Source organism: Corynebacterium sp. HMSC072A04 (assembly GCF_001809235.1).
Classification (GTDB): Bacteria; Actinomycetota; Actinomycetes; order Mycobacteriales; family Mycobacteriaceae; genus Corynebacterium; species Corynebacterium hiratae.
The window spans coordinates 24,149-40,720 of sequence record NZ_KV796723.1; the positions used below are offsets into that span (position 1 = coordinate 24,149).

General features: G+C 63.7%; 15 protein-coding genes. 9 read left to right on the plus strand and 6 right to left on the minus strand.

The window, feature by feature from the left end; all coding sequences use genetic code 11:
* Positions 1–70 precede the first annotated feature (70 nt).
* The 3 genes from HMPREF2565_RS00455 to HMPREF2565_RS00465 form a co-directional block, all read right to left on the minus strand.
* Positions 71–1,465 (minus strand): LCP family protein, encoded by a 1,395-nt coding sequence (locus tag HMPREF2565_RS00455; RefSeq protein WP_083295488.1) that lies wholly within the window; start codon positions 1,463–1,465, stop codon positions 71–73.
* Between the two features lie 91 nt (positions 1,466–1,556).
* Positions 1,557–2,255 carry a CPBP family intramembrane glutamic endopeptidase gene (locus HMPREF2565_RS00460; RefSeq protein WP_070545114.1) on the minus strand — a complete coding sequence of 233 codons (699 nt, stop codon included), beginning with the start codon at positions 2,253–2,255 and terminating at the stop codon, positions 1,557–1,559.
* Positions 2,252–3,397 (minus strand): amidase, encoded by a 1,146-nt coding sequence (locus HMPREF2565_RS00465; RefSeq protein ID WP_071406709.1) that lies wholly within the window; start codon positions 3,395–3,397, stop codon positions 2,252–2,254. The genes HMPREF2565_RS00460 and HMPREF2565_RS00465 overlap by 4 nt, the downstream gene beginning before the upstream one ends.
* Positions 3,398–3,438: 41 nt before the next feature.
* Between HMPREF2565_RS00465 and pheA the strand changes: the two genes are divergently transcribed.
* Both pheA and HMPREF2565_RS00475 read left to right on the plus strand, forming a co-directional pair.
* Positions 3,439–4,350: a prephenate dehydratase gene (gene pheA / locus HMPREF2565_RS00470; RefSeq protein ID WP_070545119.1), complete on the plus strand. Its 912-nt coding sequence runs from the start codon at positions 3,439–3,441 to the stop codon at positions 4,348–4,350.
* Positions 4,351–4,361: 11 nt separating this feature from the next.
* Positions 4,362–5,009 (plus strand): histidine phosphatase family protein, encoded by a 648-nt coding sequence (locus HMPREF2565_RS00475; RefSeq protein ID WP_070545121.1) that lies wholly within the window; start codon positions 4,362–4,364, stop codon positions 5,007–5,009.
* A gap of 68 nt (positions 5,010–5,077) precedes the next feature.
* On the opposite strand, the gene HMPREF2565_RS00480 is transcribed toward HMPREF2565_RS00475, so the two are convergent.
* The 3 genes from HMPREF2565_RS00480 to HMPREF2565_RS00490 form a co-directional block, all read right to left on the minus strand.
* The gene (locus HMPREF2565_RS00480) at positions 5,078–5,425 is read right to left on the minus strand and encodes a metallopeptidase family protein (protein WP_070545123.1); all 348 of its coding nucleotides are present in this window, start codon (positions 5,423–5,425) and stop codon (positions 5,078–5,080) included.
* A 29-nt stretch (positions 5,426–5,454) separates the two neighbouring features.
* On the minus strand, positions 5,455–6,564 hold the full coding sequence (locus tag HMPREF2565_RS00485) for a septum formation family protein (protein ID WP_070545125.1): 1,110 nt from the start codon (positions 6,562–6,564) through the stop codon (positions 5,455–5,457).
* 73 nt (positions 6,565–6,637) lie between these two features.
* Entirely contained in the window at positions 6,638–7,369 is a 732-nt protein-coding gene (locus tag HMPREF2565_RS00490) for a GntR family transcriptional regulator (protein WP_198525913.1), read from the minus strand.
* 66 nt (positions 7,370–7,435) lie between these two features.
* Here HMPREF2565_RS00490 and serS point away from each other — a divergent pair, with 66 nt between their 5' ends.
* The 7 genes from serS to HMPREF2565_RS13240 all read left to right on the plus strand — a co-directional run bounded on the left by serS (position 7,436) and on the right by HMPREF2565_RS13240 (position 16,427).
* Positions 7,436–8,698 (plus strand): serine--tRNA ligase, encoded by a 1,263-nt coding sequence (gene serS, locus HMPREF2565_RS00495; RefSeq protein WP_071406710.1) that lies wholly within the window; start codon positions 7,436–7,438, stop codon positions 8,696–8,698.
* Positions 8,699–8,780: 82 nt separating this feature from the next.
* Entirely contained in the window at positions 8,781–10,475 is a 1,695-nt protein-coding gene (locus tag HMPREF2565_RS00500) for a lysophospholipid acyltransferase family protein (protein ID WP_070510892.1), read from the plus strand.
* A gap of 331 nt (positions 10,476–10,806) precedes the next feature.
* Positions 10,807–12,531, plus strand: coding sequence for a glycerol-3-phosphate dehydrogenase/oxidase (locus HMPREF2565_RS00505; protein ID WP_071406711.1), 1,725 nt, complete (start codon positions 10,807–10,809; stop codon positions 12,529–12,531).
* Positions 12,532–12,605: 74 nt separating this feature from the next.
* Positions 12,606–13,343: an MIP/aquaporin family protein gene (locus HMPREF2565_RS00510; RefSeq protein WP_071406712.1), complete on the plus strand. Its 738-nt coding sequence runs from the start codon at positions 12,606–12,608 to the stop codon at positions 13,341–13,343.
* A gap of 33 nt (positions 13,344–13,376) precedes the next feature.
* Positions 13,377–14,924 (plus strand): glycerol kinase GlpK, encoded by a 1,548-nt coding sequence (gene glpK / locus HMPREF2565_RS00515; protein ID WP_071406713.1) that lies wholly within the window; start codon positions 13,377–13,379, stop codon positions 14,922–14,924.
* Positions 14,925–15,116: 192 nt separating this feature from the next.
* On the plus strand, positions 15,117–15,962 hold the full coding sequence (locus HMPREF2565_RS00520; protein ID WP_070510901.1) for a Cof-type HAD-IIB family hydrolase: 846 nt from the start codon (positions 15,117–15,119) through the stop codon (positions 15,960–15,962).
* 123 nt (positions 15,963–16,085) lie between these two features.
* Positions 16,086–16,427 (plus strand): hypothetical protein, encoded by a 342-nt coding sequence (locus HMPREF2565_RS13240; protein WP_246819089.1) that lies wholly within the window; start codon positions 16,086–16,088, stop codon positions 16,425–16,427.
* The last annotated feature ends 145 nt before the right edge of the window (positions 16,428–16,572 follow it).

The window sequence follows — 16,572 nt, forward strand, 5'->3', positions numbered from 1 at the left end:
CGATCAAATAGGGCTCCAAAACCCACACAGGTTTTGGAGCCCTATTTGATCGAAACGACCGGCCGGAGCCTTAGCGCATGGAGTCCCAAAGTGCTTGGGCCTCGGCGTCATCCCAGAGGACGACATTGCCCACGACCGTGTCCTGGAAGCCGCCGATCGGCACAGTCTTCGTCTCCACACCCGAGGCCATCGACAGTGCCACGCGGGCAAGGTGCCAGACGTGGTCCTTCTCGTTGACGATGAAGGAATCTGCGGTGTGGTTGACCAAGGAGATGGCCTTGAAGGGGTTGCCGATGGTGGAGAAGGACGTTGCCTTATCCAGCAGCGCGGCGAAGAACTCGCGCTGGCGTTCGACGCGGTCCAAGTCACCCATCGCGGTAGCGCGGGTGCGCACGTAGCCAAGGGCATCTGGTCCGCGAAGCTTCTGACAGCCCGCTTGGAGGTCGATGCCGGCGAGCGGATCGTTGATGGGCTCCTTGACACAAATCTCCACGCCGCCCACGGAATCCACGACGTTGGCTAAGCCGCCCATGCCGATCTCCGCATAGTGATCGATGTGGAGGCCGGTGGCTTGTTCCACGGTTTGGGTCAGCAGCTGCGGCCCACCGTAGGTGAAGGCGGCGTTGACCTTGTCCATGCCGAAGCCGGGCACATCGACGTAGCTATCGCGCGGAATGGAGACCAGCTGGGCCTTTCCGGATGCGGGAATGTGCAGAAGCATGATGGTGTCGGTGCGGCCAACTCCTACGTCACCGCCGGTGCCCAGCTCGGCCTGTTGTTCCTCGGTGAGGCCCTGGCGCGAGTCCGAGCCCACCAACAGCCAGTTCGTCCCGGAGGTCGGCGCCACCTGCTCGGAGGGTAAGGCATCGATACGGGTCAGGCGCGAATCCGTCCACAAGGTGAAGGCCACCATGAAGACGAGGGCGATGACGATGAGCCAGCCCAAGCAGCCGAATACTTGCTTGGCCGGGTTGACCTTCTTGCGGCGGCTGTGCGGGCGCCGAGCAGGACGCCCGCGGGACGCAGTTTGTGGGGAGTAGCTGCGCGGTGGTGCGTCGGGGCTTCGCCGGTATGCGCCGGCGGCAGGTTCCCGGGCGGGCATGTTCTGCTGGGGCGCCGGGCGCGGCGATGCGTGCTGAGCCATATAGGCATCGACGTCGAAGCGGGTTTCCTCCGGACGCGAGCGCTGCGCACTGGGGCGCTGAGCGCGAGAAGAAGAGTGCGTGGGATTAGCTCGCTGCCCGGAGGGGCGGCGACGCACTGGGCGTCCGTAGCGATCCCGCAGGGGCTGCCCGTCAGCGCCAAGGACGAACTCACCGGCATCCTGCCCGGCAGCATGCGCACCGCGCGGGCCATCCGGGCCGTGGGGGTGGGCCGGGCCAGTGGCACCCGCGCGGCGGGAATCGCCGTGGGGATCGCCAGCGCGGCGGGAATCGCGCTCTGGATCGTGTCCTTGGTAGGTCATGGGGAACACTGTACCGCGAAATCACTTCCGCCCCACCTTTCACACAGGGCGTGGTTGTGGTCTTTGTGATGCTATGAACTCTGGCCCATGCTTAAGCACCGAAGAGCAATGCGTAGCCCACGAAAGCGATGGCGTCGATCAGAAAATGCGCGATGACCAGAGGCCACACCTTCCCCGTGCGGTGGAAGTACCAGCCATAGAGCACGCCCATGATGATATTGCCGAAGCCTGCGGAAACACCCTGGTAGAGATGATAAGAGCCGCGCAGGATGGAGGAAGCAGCCAGCGTTGCGGGCAGGGCCCACCCAGACTGCTTGAGCCTGGTCATGAACCAGTACACCACCACCAGCTCCTCCGCCCACGCGTTGGCGAAGGACTTGATGAGCAGCACCGGGATCTCAATCCACGTATCGAACGCTCCCGGCACCACCTCCTTGGTCCACCCGAAGTGCAGCGCCACGTAATACAGCACCAACCCCGGCAGACCAATGACTGCCGCTAGCGCTGCGCCGTGGACACCATCCCGCCACCGCGGGCGGGGCGGGAAGGAGATCAGGTAGAGCGCAAGTGCTCCCCACGCGAAGAGCACCGCGGCGCTGCAGAGCTGGAAAGCAAGGTCGAGCAGCGTCGTCGCCGACTGCGAGGCGTTGATGGTGACCGACTGCTCGTTGAGCGGGGCGGGGTTGAGCAGGGAATCGGTCAGCCGCAGCGCGGCGCGCACGCCCGAGACACCAAAAGTGATGGTCAGGACGATGAGGATTTCCGCGCGCAGGCGTGAGCGCGCGGTCATGGGTGAAGCACCTGGGCGAGGCCGAGAAGGGAGGACTCGTCAAGCGTGATTGAACCCAACTGCACGCCCACGGGCGGGTGATCGCGCACCGGCCACGGCACGGAGATGGCAGGCAGCTGCGCCACGTTGAACAACGAACCCCACGGTGACCACCGCGTTTGCTCATCAAAGTTGGCCTGGTGCTCCAGCGCCAGGAAGTGCCCACGCCGGGGCGGATCGAAGGCCAGCATGGGGCTCAAGATGGCATCGACTTCCCACTCTTGTGCCAGCAGCTCCGGCAGCTGCGCGGCGTGCGCGCGGGCTGAGGCGAATTCGGAATCCGTGACGCGCCGGCCCTTCGCACGGATCCACTCCGCGTAACCCTCCGCGAAGTCAAGGCCGGCCAGCCGGCGGCTAAAGATGTGTTGAAAGGCCTCAAAGGTAGTCGCGGCCTGGGGGTAAGGGGAAAGGGCCACGGTTTCAAATCCCGCGCCTTCAAAGGTGGCGGTGGCCTCTGCGACCGCGCGCAGCATGTGCGGGGCCACCTCGGTGTTAGCGAAGAGGGGATCCGTCAGCACTCCGATGCGGGCGCGCCGGGCGCGCGGACGAAGGCCGTGCAGCGTTGCGGTATCGGCGATGCTGCGCGTGATGAACCCCTGCACCGAGAGGTCCTCACCGCCGGGCTTGAACCCGACGACGCCACAGGCGGCAGCCGGCACGCGGATGGAGCCTCCGCCGTCGGAGGCATGCGCAGCGCGCAGCAGACCCCGCGCCACCTGGACCGCCGCTCCACCGGAGGAACCGCCCGGGGTATGGCCCGGGTAGAGCGGGTTATCCGGGTGGGGCAGGCCTACGGGTTCGGTGTCCACGCGCAGGCCCAGTTCGGGCGCGGCGGACTTGCCGACGATGAGCGCGCCGGCGTCGATCAGCTCCTGCACGAAAGGATCGGTCTCCTCCGCCACGTAGGTGCGCTCGGCATGGCCGAGCGTGGTGGGCATGCCGGCGACGTCATTGAGGTCCTTGACCGAGAGAATCCAGCCGCTCAAGCGCCCGTGCGCCTGCGGCCGGCGCTCGAGGTCGAGGTACGTGAAGCCGTGTTCCGCGGGGTCCAGACCAGATAGATCCTCGCGCAGCTTATCCAGAGTGAACTCGGTGCTGTCCATGGCGGCTCAGTTTAGTAGTTACGTGAGATAAAGTTGCTGTCATGAGCACCACCATCGCATTCCTCGGGCCCGCCGGAACCTTCACGGAAGCGGCGATGCAGCACTTCGCCGCTGACTTTGCTTCCCCTGAGGGGCTGCCGGTAAACTCGCCGGCCGAGGCGCTGGCGGCGGTGCGCTCTGGTGCGGCGGACTATGCCTGCGTGGCCATTGAAAACTCCGTGGACGGTCCGGTAACAGCCACCTTTGACGCGCTTGCCGACGGCTCCCGGGTCCAGATCTACCGCGAAGTAGACCTGCCGGTGTCCTTCTCTATTCTGGTGCGTCCCGGCACTTCCGCGGAGACTCTTCGCACCTTCTCCACGCATCCTGTGGCCTACCAGCAGGTGCGCGGTTGGTTGGAGCAGAACCTGCCGGGCGTGGACTATGTTCCGGCGGCGTCGAATGGCGCGGCGGCGCAGGCCGTGGCGCGCGGGGAGGTGGATGCCGCGGCCGCCCCGGCACGGGCAGCGGAGGTCTTCGGGCTGGATTCTCTTGCGGACAACGTGGCGGATGTCGCGGGGGCCACGACGCGGTTCGTCCTCGTGGGGCCGGCCGGAAAACCGACCGCGCGGACCGGCAACGATAGGACGTCCGTCATCTTCACCCTGCCCAATGAGCCGGGCTCCCTGGTTGGGGCCCTGCAGGAATTCGCGCACCGCGGGGTGGACCTCTCCCGCATCGAATCCCGTCCGCTGCGCACCGTCTTTGGCAACTACCGCTTCCACGCCGACCTCATCGGGCACATCGAGGACCAGCCGGTAGCGGAGGCGCTGCGGGCGCTGTGGTTGCGCGCGGAGGATGTCGTTTTCGTGGGTTCTTGGCCTTCCGTGGTGGCGCTAGGGGAGGCGCCACGGAATCTGGCGCGGTTGCAAGATGCCGATGAATGGGTAGCGCAGGCGCGCACCGGCCAATAGTGTGGTGAAACATGACCGGAAGAATCATCCTGCTGCGCCACGGCCAGACCTTTTCCAATATTGACCGCATCATGGACACCCGCCCGCCGGGTGCCGAGCTCACCGAGCGCGGCCGTGGCCAGGCGGAGGATGTTGGCCGCGAGCTAGCTGAGCTGTGCGCGGGACGCCGCGTGCGCTTTGTGTGTTCTATTGCCCTGCGCGCCCAGCAGACCGCGATGCTGGCCGCCCGTACATACGGCGAGGCCGCTGATGAGCGCAACGTTCCCGTCGAAGTGCGTGTAGGCCTGCACGAGGTCTTTGCCGGTGAGCATGAAATGAGCGGCAGCGAGGATACCCACCGCGAGTACATGGTGGCGCTGCGCGGCTGGCTCGACGGCGATGAGGCTGCCCGGATGCCTGGCGGTGAGAGTTACGTGGATGTGCTCGAGCGCTACCAACCGGTGTTGGAGGATCTCGCTGCGGAGCTGGAGGATGATGAAGACATTGTCGTCGTCAGCCACGGCGCCGCCATTCGCGTAGTGACGAGACATGCCTGCGGCGTGGACCCAGACTTTGCCTATACCGGCTACATGCCGAACTGCCGCTTTACCCTCATGGAGCCGCAGGGGCAGTCTTTTGGCCAGTGGACACTCAAGCGCTGGGCGGATACCGAAGTCTAACCCGCTGCGGCCACGGTAGGTTTCGTTGTGGCCGCGGTAGGCGCCCCGCTGGGCGCCCCGCTGGGCGCCTACCCCCAGCCGAGCTCGTGGAGGCGGTCCTCCTCGAAACCGAAGTAGTGTCCGACCTCGTGGAAGACGGTCACCATGACCTCGTGGGCCAGCTCCTCTTCCGAGTTGCTCATGGCCTGCAAAGGTTGCCGGTAAATGGAGATGGTATCCGGCAGGTAGCCAGTGTGCGAGGCGGTGCGGTGCGTGAGCATCACGCCTTCGTAGAGGCCCAGCAGGTTAGGGTTTTCTGGGTTTTCTTCCTCCACCAAGATGACCAGGTTGCGCATCTGGTCGACGAATCGATCGGGGATCTTATCCAGGGCCTCACCGACTAGCTCTTCGAAGCGTTCCTCGCTGACCTCGTACATGTGCTTACTCCCTGTGGAATAGTCGGGGTTTATTGGGCCGGCGCCGGTGCAGTAGTGGCGGCAGGAACGGCACTGTCGCCAGCCGGCTGGGAGTTCTCGCCGCCCGGCTGGGCGTTCTGATCACGCAGCGGGTTGCGCTTCGGCTGCTCGGTGGGCGGGGCACCGTTGATGTTCAGGGAATCTCGTCCCTCCGCAGCGGAGCCCGTAATGGTGGAAAACAGGCCTTCGTTGACATGGATGAGGGAGCAGTTCACCGAACGGGAGCCGGCCTCCCAGGACTCGCGGTTCATCGCGCCCCAGAAAGGCTGCAGTGTGGATTGGTAGAGGTTTTCCTCGCCGCCCAGGTAGTCCATGGCGTCCTGAGTACACGTTTCGGAGAGGAACTTATCCATGTCCTCGTCGTTGGGGTAGCCATCGGGGAATTTCTCGGCCAGGTTAATGACGGATACGGTCTCCATCTGGTGCGGCTCGCTACACGGAACGGTGCTGAGCACCTGGTTCTCGTCCACCTTGCGGCATTCGCCGGGCTTGGCGACGACCGCCTGGTCCACCTCACTGACCTTACCGGTGGATTCCTGGGGGACGCCGTTGGCGTCGGTGGTCTGCAGGCCGCACAGCAAGGTGCGGTCGCCCTGTTCCCAGGAGGCGGCCGGCGGCAGGATGGAGGCGATGTCGTAGCGGCCGTTGGGATCCCACTTGCCGTTGAGGTAGCTCACCGTGGGGGCTTCGCACAGCTCATCGCGCAGGGCGTTTTGCCGTGTGATATCGGGGCGCTTGGCATTGGGGCCGAATTCACTGGTGGGGTAGGCGCTGAGGTCCTCGCGGGAGGAGACCTCGAAGCGGTGTGGCTTATCGCAGCTGGTCTGCTCGAAGTCGGTGGCAGTGCCGTCTGGGGCGATGTCCCACGTCACGCACGAACCAGCGGAGGCGGTGGTAAAGGATGCGATCTCTCCTTCGGAGGGATCGGCAGCCTGACTGCCGTCGGCGCTGGGGGTAGCGGAGCCTTGTGCGGCCGAATCGGTGCCGGTTGGCTCGCCGCTGAAGAGGCCGTAGGACGCCATGAAGGCGGCCGCGGCCACGGCTGCAACGAGGACGACGCGGATGGCGGAGGCGGAGCGCCACGCAGATGAAGTGCTCATAGAACTCTTCATACTACTCCCTTAGCGTCCCTGGCTTCTAGCCCGCCCGGCACCGTGCGGGAGCACGGCGCCGCTAGATACGTGCGCGGGAGACGTGCGTTGTGAGCCGGTAGCGGTCTGTGCGGTAGACCGAGGAGCACCATTCAACCGGTCGGTCCCCCGAGCGGGCGAGGCGGGTGATGTGCAGCAGTGGGGTGCCCGGTGAGACGTCGAGAAGCTCGGCGATGTCCTCGTCTGCCGCGACGGCCGTGACCGTCTGCTCGGCCTCGGTGATGGGGACCTCGAAGGTGCTATCCAAAATCGCGTAGACGGAATTGTAGATGTCATTCTCCAGCAGCGACGGCGCAAAGGTGGAGTTGTACCAGCCATCGTCGATGGAATAGGGCTCGCCATCGCCCAAGCGCAGGCGCCGCAGGTGGGTATGGGCCACGGTGGTTTCCGTGCCGAAAAACTCGCAGACCTCACTGGGGGCGGTGCTACGCTCACCCAGCAGGATTCTCGAGGAAGCCTGGACCTTTTGGTGGCCCATCTCATCGGAGAAGGAGGCCAAATGGAGCCGGGAGACCAGTGGGTTCGGAGCCACGAAGGTGCCCTTGCCACGCACCCGCCGCAGGCGGCCCTCGGCCACTAAATCACCGATGGCGCGGCGTACGGTGATGCGGGAAACACCGTAGGTTTCTTCGAGAATGCGCTCGCCGGGGAGGATGTCACCGGGTTTGAGGGTGGTTCGGCAGAGCTCGGAGAGGATATCCCGCAGCTGAGCGTGCTTGGGCACGGGGCCGTCGGTAATAATGTGAGGTGCCATGTTATTCATGATAATGCGCTGGTTATGACCAGCGCAAAGGTATGGCCGTGCGCTAGACTATCCGGCGTGATTGATCTCAAGTTTCTTCGCGAAAATCCCGATGTCGTCCGCGCCTCCCAGGTAAACCGTGGGGAGGACCCCGCTTTGGTGGACCAGCTGCTCGCCGCCGATGAACAGCGTCGCGCGGCCATTGTGAAGGCAGACCAGCTGCGCTCGGAGCAGAAGGCCTTTGGCAAGAAGATTGGCCAGGCCTCCCCGGAGGAGCGCCCGGCGCTGCTGGAGGGCTCCAATGAGCTGAAGGAAAAGGTCAAGGCGGCCGGCGAGGAAGCGGCCGCGGCCGAGGCCAAGGTGGAGGAGCTGCAGTACCAGCTCTCCAACGTGGTGGAGGGTGCCCCGGCTGGTGGCGAGGATGATTTCGTCGTGCTCGAGGAGGTCGGTGAGAAACCGCAGTTCGACTTCGAGCCGAAGGATCACCTGGAGTTGGGTGAGACGCTGGGGCTTATCGACGTCAAGCGGGGCGCCAAGGTCGGCGGCGCACGTTTCTACTACCTCACCGGCGACGGCGCCTTCCTGCAGCTGGGCATGCTTATGCTGGCTGCGCAGAAGGCCCGTGAGGCCGGCTTTAGCCTCATGATCCCGCCGGTGCTCGTGCGCCCGGACGTGATGCAGGGCACCGGTTTCTTGGGTCAGCATGCGGATGAGGTCTACTACCTGCCGGCGGATGATCTCTACCTGGTCGGTACTTCGGAGGTGGCTCTGGCTGGCTACCACAAGGAAGAGATCATCGACCTGTCCAAGGGCCCGCTGCAGTATGCGGGCTGGTCCTCCTGCTTCCGCCGCGAGGCGGGTTCGCACGGCAAGGACACCCGCGGCATTCTGCGCGTGCACCAGTTCGACAAGCTGGAGATGTTTGTCTACTGCAAGCCGGAAGACGCCGAGGAGATACACCAGAAGCTGCTGAACATGGAAAAGGACATGCTCGCGGCGATGGAGCTGCCCTACCGCACCATCGACATCGCGGGCGGAGACCTCGGTTCTTCTGCAGCCCGCAAGTTCGATAACGAGGCGTGGGTGCCTACCCAGGGCACGTACCGCGAGCTCACTTCGACCTCGAACTGCACCACCTTCCAGGCGCGCCGCCTCTCCACGCGCTACCGCGACGAGAACGGCAAGACCCAGTACGCCGCCACGCTCAACGGCACCCTGGCTACCACCCGCTGGCTCGTGGCCATCCTGGAGAACCACCAGCAGGCAGATGGGTCCGTCGTGGTTCCGGAGGCATTGCGCCCATTCGTGGGTAAGGACGTTCTTTACCCCGTAAACTCCTAGAAGAATGACAGGAGGCGCCGCAGGCGCCCCCTTCGATCCCCGGTTGTGCCCTCTTAAGGCCCTAAATCCTCCCTGGAGCATCATGAGCGTTGTGACTAATTTCCTCTACCGGCAGATTACGCACATTGGCCGCGGGGTGACTTTGGCCCAGGGGCTGAAGATGCGCCTGTCCGGCGAGGAGAATATCCCGGATAAGGGCGGGGCCGTCATCGTGTGCAATCACACCGGCTACATGGATTTCCTCTTCGGGGCCTTCTTGGCTTATCGCAAGCGGCGTTTGGTGCGCTACTTGGCTAAAGCCTCCATCTTCCAGACGCCGGTGGCCGGTCAGCTTTTTCAGGTGATGGGGCATGTTCCGGTGGATCGCATCGATGGCGGGGCGTCGATTGTCAAAGGCATCGAGCTGGCCAAGAATGGCGAGCTCGTGGGTGTGTTTGCGGAGGGCACGATTTCCCGCAGCTTCGAGATTCGCAGCATGCGCAACGGTGCGGCGCGTATCGCCCACGGCGCGGGTGTTCCGATCATCCCGCAGGTCATCTTCGGCTCCCAGCGCATTTGGACGAAGGGCCAGAAGAAGCACCTAGGCCGCACCAAGACCCCAGTGCTGATCACGGCTCTTGAGCCCTACTACACCACGGGCGATTTCGATGCGGATATCGCGGAGGTGCGCCGCCGGATGCAGGAGGCTCTGGAGGGGCTGTGGGCTCAGTACGAGGAGGAATTCGGCCCGATGCCGGCTGGCGAATACTGGGTACCGGCCCGTAAGGGTGGGGGCGCGCCGACGCTGGAGGAGGCCGAGGCCCAGGACTCCGAGGTGGAGACTGAGCGCTACCGTGTGCGCCGGCTGCGCGATGATCTGACCAATCTCAAGGAGCACGTGTCCGAGGCCACCGTGGAGCTCATGCGCGACCGGATGGCGTTGATGAAGCCGGGTAGTAATGAGGAAACCGGTACCGCAGAAGCCGGAGCCGAGGCCGCCGAGAAGGACCGCCCGCGTACCGCGCCGGAAACCCTTGAGTGGATCAAGGAAAACCTCAACTCGGTGGTCGAAGAGGCTATGCGCGGCGTAGAGGAGGGCCGCGAAAAGGTCACGGGGGTGATGGCGCAACTGAAGTCTGATGTCATGGAGGCTCAAGCTTCCATGACTGCGAGCAGCAAGGAAATCTTCGCTGGTTCCGTCGTGGAACAGGGGTTGCTCTCCGCGGCGACGCAATCTCGGCTCATCGTCTCGCGCCTGCCGCACCGCGTGAAGGCGCAGTATTCCGAAGCGCCGCGCGTGATCGTGGCGGATCAGAGCGCGCTGAGCATGGAAAACGGGGAAATCTCGACGCGGCTCCAAGAAGCGCTAACGCAGCTCCACCCGCAGGTTGAGGAGTTCGTCGTGCTCTCGCCACAGGGCGAGGTACTGGACGCTGCCGCCTTCGGGGACCTCCCCCAATCGTGTTGGCGCATCGCCTGCTCGGACGGTGCCGAAGGGGTGCAGTTCAACGATGCCCCCGGGGGAGTGGTGGCGACGGCCTCTTCCCCCGCGGAGGGGCTGGCGGCCGTGGTGAAGAAGATTGGGGCCGAGCCGAAGGATCTCTTGTTCTTTGCCAATGAGCCGGGGGATGAAACCTTTGCGGAGGGCGGGGATGGCGTCGCCGTGCGCATGGTGGCGCTTGAGACTGCACCCATTGAGGTGATTAAGGCTGCGCAGGCGGTGACGTATTCCACCGAGCGCTACGGAATGGCCGAGGTGCTGGAGGCGATGGCGCGCTTGCAGCAAGAGAAGAAATAAGTCTTGACACCCTGGACTTAAGAAGCGTTCGCAACGCCCGTTAACACCCCCGGAAGGGGGTGTTATTTTATTTTGTCATCCTATGAAACGGCTTAGAAACTCCAGCTTACGGCGGCGGAACTTACGTGTGAGTAGCGTCTCCAGAGAGAATTTGGCGTGATCTATAGCATTGGCCGTGGGAGAAAACTTCTTCTTCATTCGCCTTTCGAGCAGGTGGCCGAGGTGTCGGTGCACAGGACGCGCGTGGTGGATGAGCGCAACATGCTGCGCACACCGTCAACTGGACAGGACTTTCTGACGCCGTGCAGCGAGAGAGGAGACTCGGTCAACAATGACCACGACGAGTATTAACAGCTTCAACCCTGAGTATTTTGAAAAGACGTGGAACGACTACTCCACCGAGGACTATGACGTCGTCATCATCGGCGGAGGTTCCGTAGGCGCCGGTGCTGCACTGGATGCGGCCACTCGTGGCCTGAAGACGGCTGTGCTGGAATCCCAAGACTTTGCGGCGGGCACGTCTTCGCGTTCCTCCAAGATGTTCCACGGTGGCCTGCGCTACCTGGCAATGTTCGACTTCCGCCTCGTTGCGGAGTCCCTCAAGGAGCGCGAGCTCAACATGTCGACCCTAGCGCCGCACCTGGTCAAGCCGCTGAAGTTCATCTTCCCGCTGACCCACCGCGGCTGGGAGCGCGTCATGATGTTCGGTGGCTTTACCCTCTACGACCTGATGGGCGGAGCCAAGAGCGTCCCGATGCAGAAGCACCTCACCCGCAAGGGCGTGCTGAAGGTGACCCCAGGCCTCAAGGAGGACGCCGTCGTCGGTGGCGTGCGCTACTATGACACGCTTGTCGACGACGCCCGCCACACCATGACCGTCCTGCGCACCGCCGCCGAGTATGGCGCCAACGTGCGCACCGGCACCGAGGTGATTGGCTTTGAGAAGGACGGCCGCGGCCGCATCACTGCCGCGAAGGTCCGCGACCTGGAAACCGGCCGCGAGGCCACCGTCAAGGGCAAGGTCTTCATCAACGCGACCGGTGTGTGGAACGACAAGATTCAGGAGATGGCGGGCGCTGAAGGCAAGTTCACCGTCCACGCTTCCAAGGGCGTTCACATCGTGGTCCCGAAGGATGCCCTCGACGCCGACGCCGCGCTGTGCTTCGTCACCGAAAAGTCCGTGCTCTTCGTCATCCCGTGGGGTGAGTACTGGATCATCGGCACCACCGACACCGATTGGGAGAAGGGCCTGTCCCTGCCGGATCCGGCGCCGACCAAGGCGGATATCGACTACATCCTGGATGAGGTCAACCAGCGCGTGCGCGACAAGATCACCCGCGATGACATCGTCGGCGTGTACTCCGGTCTGCGCCCGTTGCTGTCCGGCAAGTCCGATTCCACCACTAACCTGTCGCGCAACCACGCCGTTGCCCGCGTCGCACCGGGCATGGTGTCCGTCGCCGGTGGCAAGTACACCACGTACCGCGTCATCGGCAAGGACGCGGTGGATCTAGCCGCGAAGGAGCTGGGGACCAAGGTGGCTGAGTCCGTGACCGAGCGCACCCCGATTCTGGGTGCGGACGGCTACCACGCACTGGCTAACCAGGTTCCGGCACTGGCCCGCCGCTACAACCTCAGCGAGGACCGCATCGAGCACCTGCTCGGCCGCTACGGCTCGCTGATCGGTGAGGTGCTGGCTCCGGCTGCTGACGACGCCACGCTGCTCGAACCGGTTCCGGGTGCTGAGAGCTACATCTGGGCAGAGGTGCGCTACGCCGTGACCCACGAGGGCGCCCTGCACATCGACGACATCGTCTCCCGCCGCCTGCGCGTGGCCATCGAGTTCGCCGACCGCGGCGTTGCTGCTGCACAGCCGATCGCTGAGTTCGTTGCCCCGCTGCTGGGCTGGGATCAGGCCGATATTGAGCGCGAAGTCTCCCACTTCACCAAGCACACCGAGGCAGAGCTCGCCGCTGAGGCAGCGCTGACCGACCGTGAGGCAAACGACATCCTCGAGCGCGCAGGAAGCGCACGAGCCACCAAGGAAGAAGCCTAAAAGTCACGGGGCCTAGCGAGCGGTGGATATCCCTCGCTGGGCCCTTGGCCTAGGCAGATAAGAAAGGACATCTAATGACCGGAATGGATGCATTCCTGTGGGAGTTCATCGGCACTGCGCTGCTGCTCCTGCTCGGCAACGGCGTGTGCGCCGTTGTGAACCTCCGAACTTCTGGCGCGCGCGGTTCGGACTGGATCGTCATCGCTATGGGCTGGGGCCTCGCGGTCTTCATCGGCGCTAGTGTCGCCGACCCCTCCGGCGGCCACCTCAACCCGGCGGTCACCATCATGCTGGCCGTGAATGGTTCCCTTGAATGGAGCCTCGTTCCTTACTACCTGCTGGGGCAAATTCTCGGCGCCATGCTTGGTGCATTCCTTGCCTGGGCTACCTTTAAGCAGCTTTTCGACGCCAACAACCTCGACGAAGCCGGCAACGTCACCGGCGCCAACAAGAACACCGGGGGCATCTTCTTCACCAAGCCTGCGCACCCGAATAGCGGCTGGAACGCGGTCACCGAGTTCATCGCTACCTGCGTGCTGCTCATGTTCATCGCCTTCGGCCCAACCGGCGGCGAGTTGGGCCCGCTGAAGTACTTCGCCGTGGCCTTCGTCGTTGTGTCCGTGGGCCTGTCCCTCGGCACCGCCACCGGCTACGCGATTAACCCGGTCCGTGACCTTGGCCCCCGCATCATGTACGCCTTCGTCCTCCCCATCAAGGACAAGGGAGACGCGAATTGGGGCTATGCCTGGGTTCCGGTGGTTGCACCGACCCTCGCGGCCGTCGCCGTTGGCTTGTTGTCCATGGCTCTCTAATACACACCCCGCTACTCAGAAACGGAGAACACAATGACTACCAAGAGCTACGTTGCAGCGATTGACCAGGGTACGACTTCCACGCGTTGCATCATTTTCAACCACGACGGTGAGCAGGTGTCCGTCGGCCAGCTCGAGCACGAGCAGATTTTCCCGGAGAAGGGCTGGGTCGAGCATGACCCGGAGGAAATCTGGAGCAACACCCGCCGCGCTGTGGGTGAAGCTTTGGCCAACGGCGACATCAATGTCGAAGACATCGCAGCCCTCGGCATTACCAATCAGCGTGAGACTACCGTCGTGTGGGACAAGAACACGGGTAAGCCGGTGTACAACGCCATCGTGTGGCAGGACACCCGCACCACCGATATTTGTAAGGAACTCGCTGGTGATGAAGGTGCGGACAAGTGGCGTCGCCGCACCGGCCTCATCATCAACTCCTACCCAGCCGGCCCGAAGGTGAAGTGGATCCTCGATAACGTCGAGGGCGCCCGCGAGCGCGCGGAGAAGGGCGAGCTGCTCTTCGGCACCATCGATACCTGGCTCCTGTGGAACCTCACCGGTGGCGCCGACGGCGACAACGGCCAGGAAGCCCTGCACGCCACCGACGTCACCAATGCCTCGCGCACCTTGCTCATGGACATCGAGAAGCTCGAGTGGGATGAGGAACTGTGCAAGGAGATGGGGATTCCCACCTCCATGCTGCCGGAGATCCGCCCGTCCCTGGGCGACTTCCGCACCGTCCGCGAGCGCGGCTCGCTGGCCGGTGTACCGATTCGTGCCATCTTGGGTGACCAGCAGGCAGCCATGTTCGGCCAGGGCTGCTTCCGCCCGGGTTCTGCTAAGAACACTTACGGAACCGGTCTATTCCTCCTGCTCAACACCGGTACCACCCCGAAGTTCTCGGAGAATGGTCTGCTCACCACCGTGTGCTTCCAGCGCGAGGGCGAGCGCCCGGTCTACGCGCTCGAGGGTTCCGTTTCCATGGGTGGTTCCCTGGTGCAGTGGCTGCGCGATAACCTCCAGCTCATCCCGAACTCCGCGTCCATTGAGAACCTGGCTCGCGAGGTCAAGGACAACGGCGGCGTCTACATCGTGCCGGCTTTCTCCGGACTCTTCGCTCCGTACTGGCGCCCGGATGCCCGCGGTGTCATCGTGGGCCTGACCCGCTATGCCAACCGCAAGCACCTGGCTCGCGCGGTCCTCGAGTCCACCGCCTACCAGACTCGCGACGTCGCCGATGCCATGGTGGCGGACTCCGGCGTGGAGATCACAGAGCTGCGCGTCGACGGCGGCATGACCATGAATGAGCTGCTCATGCAGTTCCAGGCGGACATGCTTGGCGTGGAGGTGCACCGCCCGAAGAACGTGGAGACCACCGCTACCGGTGCGGCCTTCGCTGCCGGCTTGGACTCCGGATTCTGGGATGATCTCAGCGTGCTGAGCTCCCAGCAAGGTGACTTCAAGGTATGGAAGCCGCAGCGCGAGAAGGACGAAGTCGAGGCTCTCTACCGCGACTGGAAGCGCGCCATCAAGCGTTCCCTGAACTGGGAAGACGTGGACGATGACGACGTTATCGTTTAAGGGCTAAGTAGCAGTCTTTGCAGGCAAGCGCGGCTGTCACGAGCATTCTCGTGGTGGCCGCGTCTTCGTCGTTGTGCGCGTGGCGGACTGCGGCACGGTGGTGGGGAGCCAACGCTGCAGTGGACGTTGTTGTGGCTACCAGCGGTTGCGGGTGCGCCCTCGTGTGCATCGCTCTGACGTAGACTCAGGGCTATGGCCAGTGACGTATTTTCGGACCGCGCTCCGCGCCTCATCATCAGTGATATTGATGGCACCTTGTTGGACCGGAACCACCGAGTTCCCAGGCGAAACCGCGAGGCAGTGGCCCGAGCAGTTGCCGCGGGCAGCGAGTTTGCGCTGGCGACCGGCCGGCCCTTCCGCTGGATCATGCCCGTACTGGAGCAGCTGACCGTGCGCCCGGTGTGCGTGACATCAAATGGTGCGGTGATTTATGACTCGGCAGAAGACCGCGTGCTCTCCGCCCACGAGCTCTCGCCTGAGGCCCTCGCGGAAATCGTGGAGGTGGCCACGAAGGTACTCGAGCCCCATGGCGGTGTTGGCTTCGGCGCGGAGCGCACGGGAGGCTCGGTCTTGGATCCGGTTGAGGAACTCTTTGTGGTCGAGTCGCACTATTCGGAGAACGCGCTCTTTGAAGGCTTCGGCCTCGTGAGCGTCGGCGAATTGGTGTCCCGACCGGCGGTGAAGCTGCTGATCCGTAACACCGCGTTTTCCGCACCGGAACTCTACGAGCTTATTGCTCCGCACATCGATTCCGAGCTTGCCCACGTGACCTACTCAATGTCCGAGGGGATCCTCGAGGTGGCGGCCCCCAACGTGACGAAGCGGCGCGGAATTAAGTGGCTGGCCGAGCATCACGGTATCGCCCGCGAAGACATCATCGCCTTTGGCGATATGCCCAACGATATCGAGATGCTCGAGTGGGCAGGTTGCGGGGTTGCCATGGAGAACGCTCACCCAGAGGTCATGGAGGCGGCAGATGCGGTGACGGTAGCGCATCACCAGGCAGGTGTGGCAAAGGTGCTTGAGCGCTGGTTCTAACGCTGCTGTACCCCGCCGTGCTGTAGCCGTGAAACCCAGTGTTACCTGCCCTTTTTGTAGCAGATTCTGAGAGTTTTCTGCCTCCGGTTGCGGGGTGTGTGGTGGTGTTTTAGTCTCGTGGGCATGGGGGACTTGGAGACTTATTTCTCCTATCGCAGTTCGGGGTTGGATCTTGTGGGGCTTGCGGTAGGCAGTGTGGATGATTTACGCGCGCGTGGTGCTTCTGTGGCTGATGCTGCGGAGTTGACTGGGCTGCATGCGGTGTATTTCGGGCCGACGCGTTTTACGGGCAAGCAGCGCCAGGCGCGTGCGGCTGCGGTTGCTCAAAGGCATGATGTTGCGACGTTGAGTTTGATTGAGTCGTATACCGCCAGGGTGAAAAAGAGTTGGATGCGTGGAATCTGCGCGTTCGGCTTGCGGCGACTCCGGCACACCGTATCCCGAAAGTGGCGAAGGAACGGTTGAAGCAGTTGCGGCCGCGGCGAGTGCCTGAACCTGGGGTGCGGCTGACGTATCGGAAGGTGGGTCCGCATTCGCTGACGATTACTGATTCGCCGCTGCGGATAAGTGAGATGCGCGGGGGGCCTGACCCCCGGAAAGTAGACACGTC

Bases quoted from the DNA above. Each gene is read 5' to 3' on its own strand.
- HMPREF2565_RS00510 (WP_071406712.1), top strand. From the start codon at position 12,606: ATGACCGGAATGGATGCATTCCTGTGGGAGTTCATCGGCACTGCGCTG.
- HMPREF2565_RS00490 (WP_198525913.1), bottom strand. From the start codon at position 7,369: ATGGCACCTCACATTATTACCGACGGCCCCGTGCCCAAGCACGCTCAG.
- HMPREF2565_RS00520 (WP_070510901.1), top strand. From the start codon at position 15,117: ATGGCCAGTGACGTATTTTCGGACCGCGCTCCGCGCCTCATCATCAGT.
- HMPREF2565_RS13240 (WP_246819089.1), top strand. From the start codon at position 16,086: ATGGGGGACTTGGAGACTTATTTCTCCTATCGCAGTTCGGGGTTGGAT.
- HMPREF2565_RS00505 (WP_071406711.1), top strand. From the start codon at position 10,807: ATGACCACGACGAGTATTAACAGCTTCAACCCTGAGTATTTTGAAAAG.
- HMPREF2565_RS00485 (WP_070545125.1), bottom strand. From the start codon at position 6,564: ATGAGCACTTCATCTGCGTGGCGCTCCGCCTCCGCCATCCGCGTCGTC.
- HMPREF2565_RS00500 (WP_070510892.1), top strand. From the start codon at position 8,781: ATGAGCGTTGTGACTAATTTCCTCTACCGGCAGATTACGCACATTGGC.
- glpK (WP_071406713.1), top strand. From the start codon at position 13,377: ATGACTACCAAGAGCTACGTTGCAGCGATTGACCAGGGTACGACTTCC.
- pheA (WP_070545119.1), top strand. From the start codon at position 3,439: ATGAGCACCACCATCGCATTCCTCGGGCCCGCCGGAACCTTCACGGAA.
- HMPREF2565_RS00475 (WP_070545121.1), top strand. From the start codon at position 4,362: ATGACCGGAAGAATCATCCTGCTGCGCCACGGCCAGACCTTTTCCAAT.
- HMPREF2565_RS00465 (WP_071406709.1), bottom strand. From the start codon at position 3,397: ATGGACAGCACCGAGTTCACTCTGGATAAGCTGCGCGAGGATCTATCT.
- HMPREF2565_RS00455 (WP_083295488.1), bottom strand. From the start codon at position 1,465: ATGACCTACCAAGGACACGATCCAGAGCGCGATTCCCGCCGCGCTGGC.
- HMPREF2565_RS00460 (WP_070545114.1), bottom strand. From the start codon at position 2,255: ATGACCGCGCGCTCACGCCTGCGCGCGGAAATCCTCATCGTCCTGACC.
- HMPREF2565_RS00480 (WP_070545123.1), bottom strand. From the start codon at position 5,425: ATGTACGAGGTCAGCGAGGAACGCTTCGAAGAGCTAGTCGGTGAGGCC.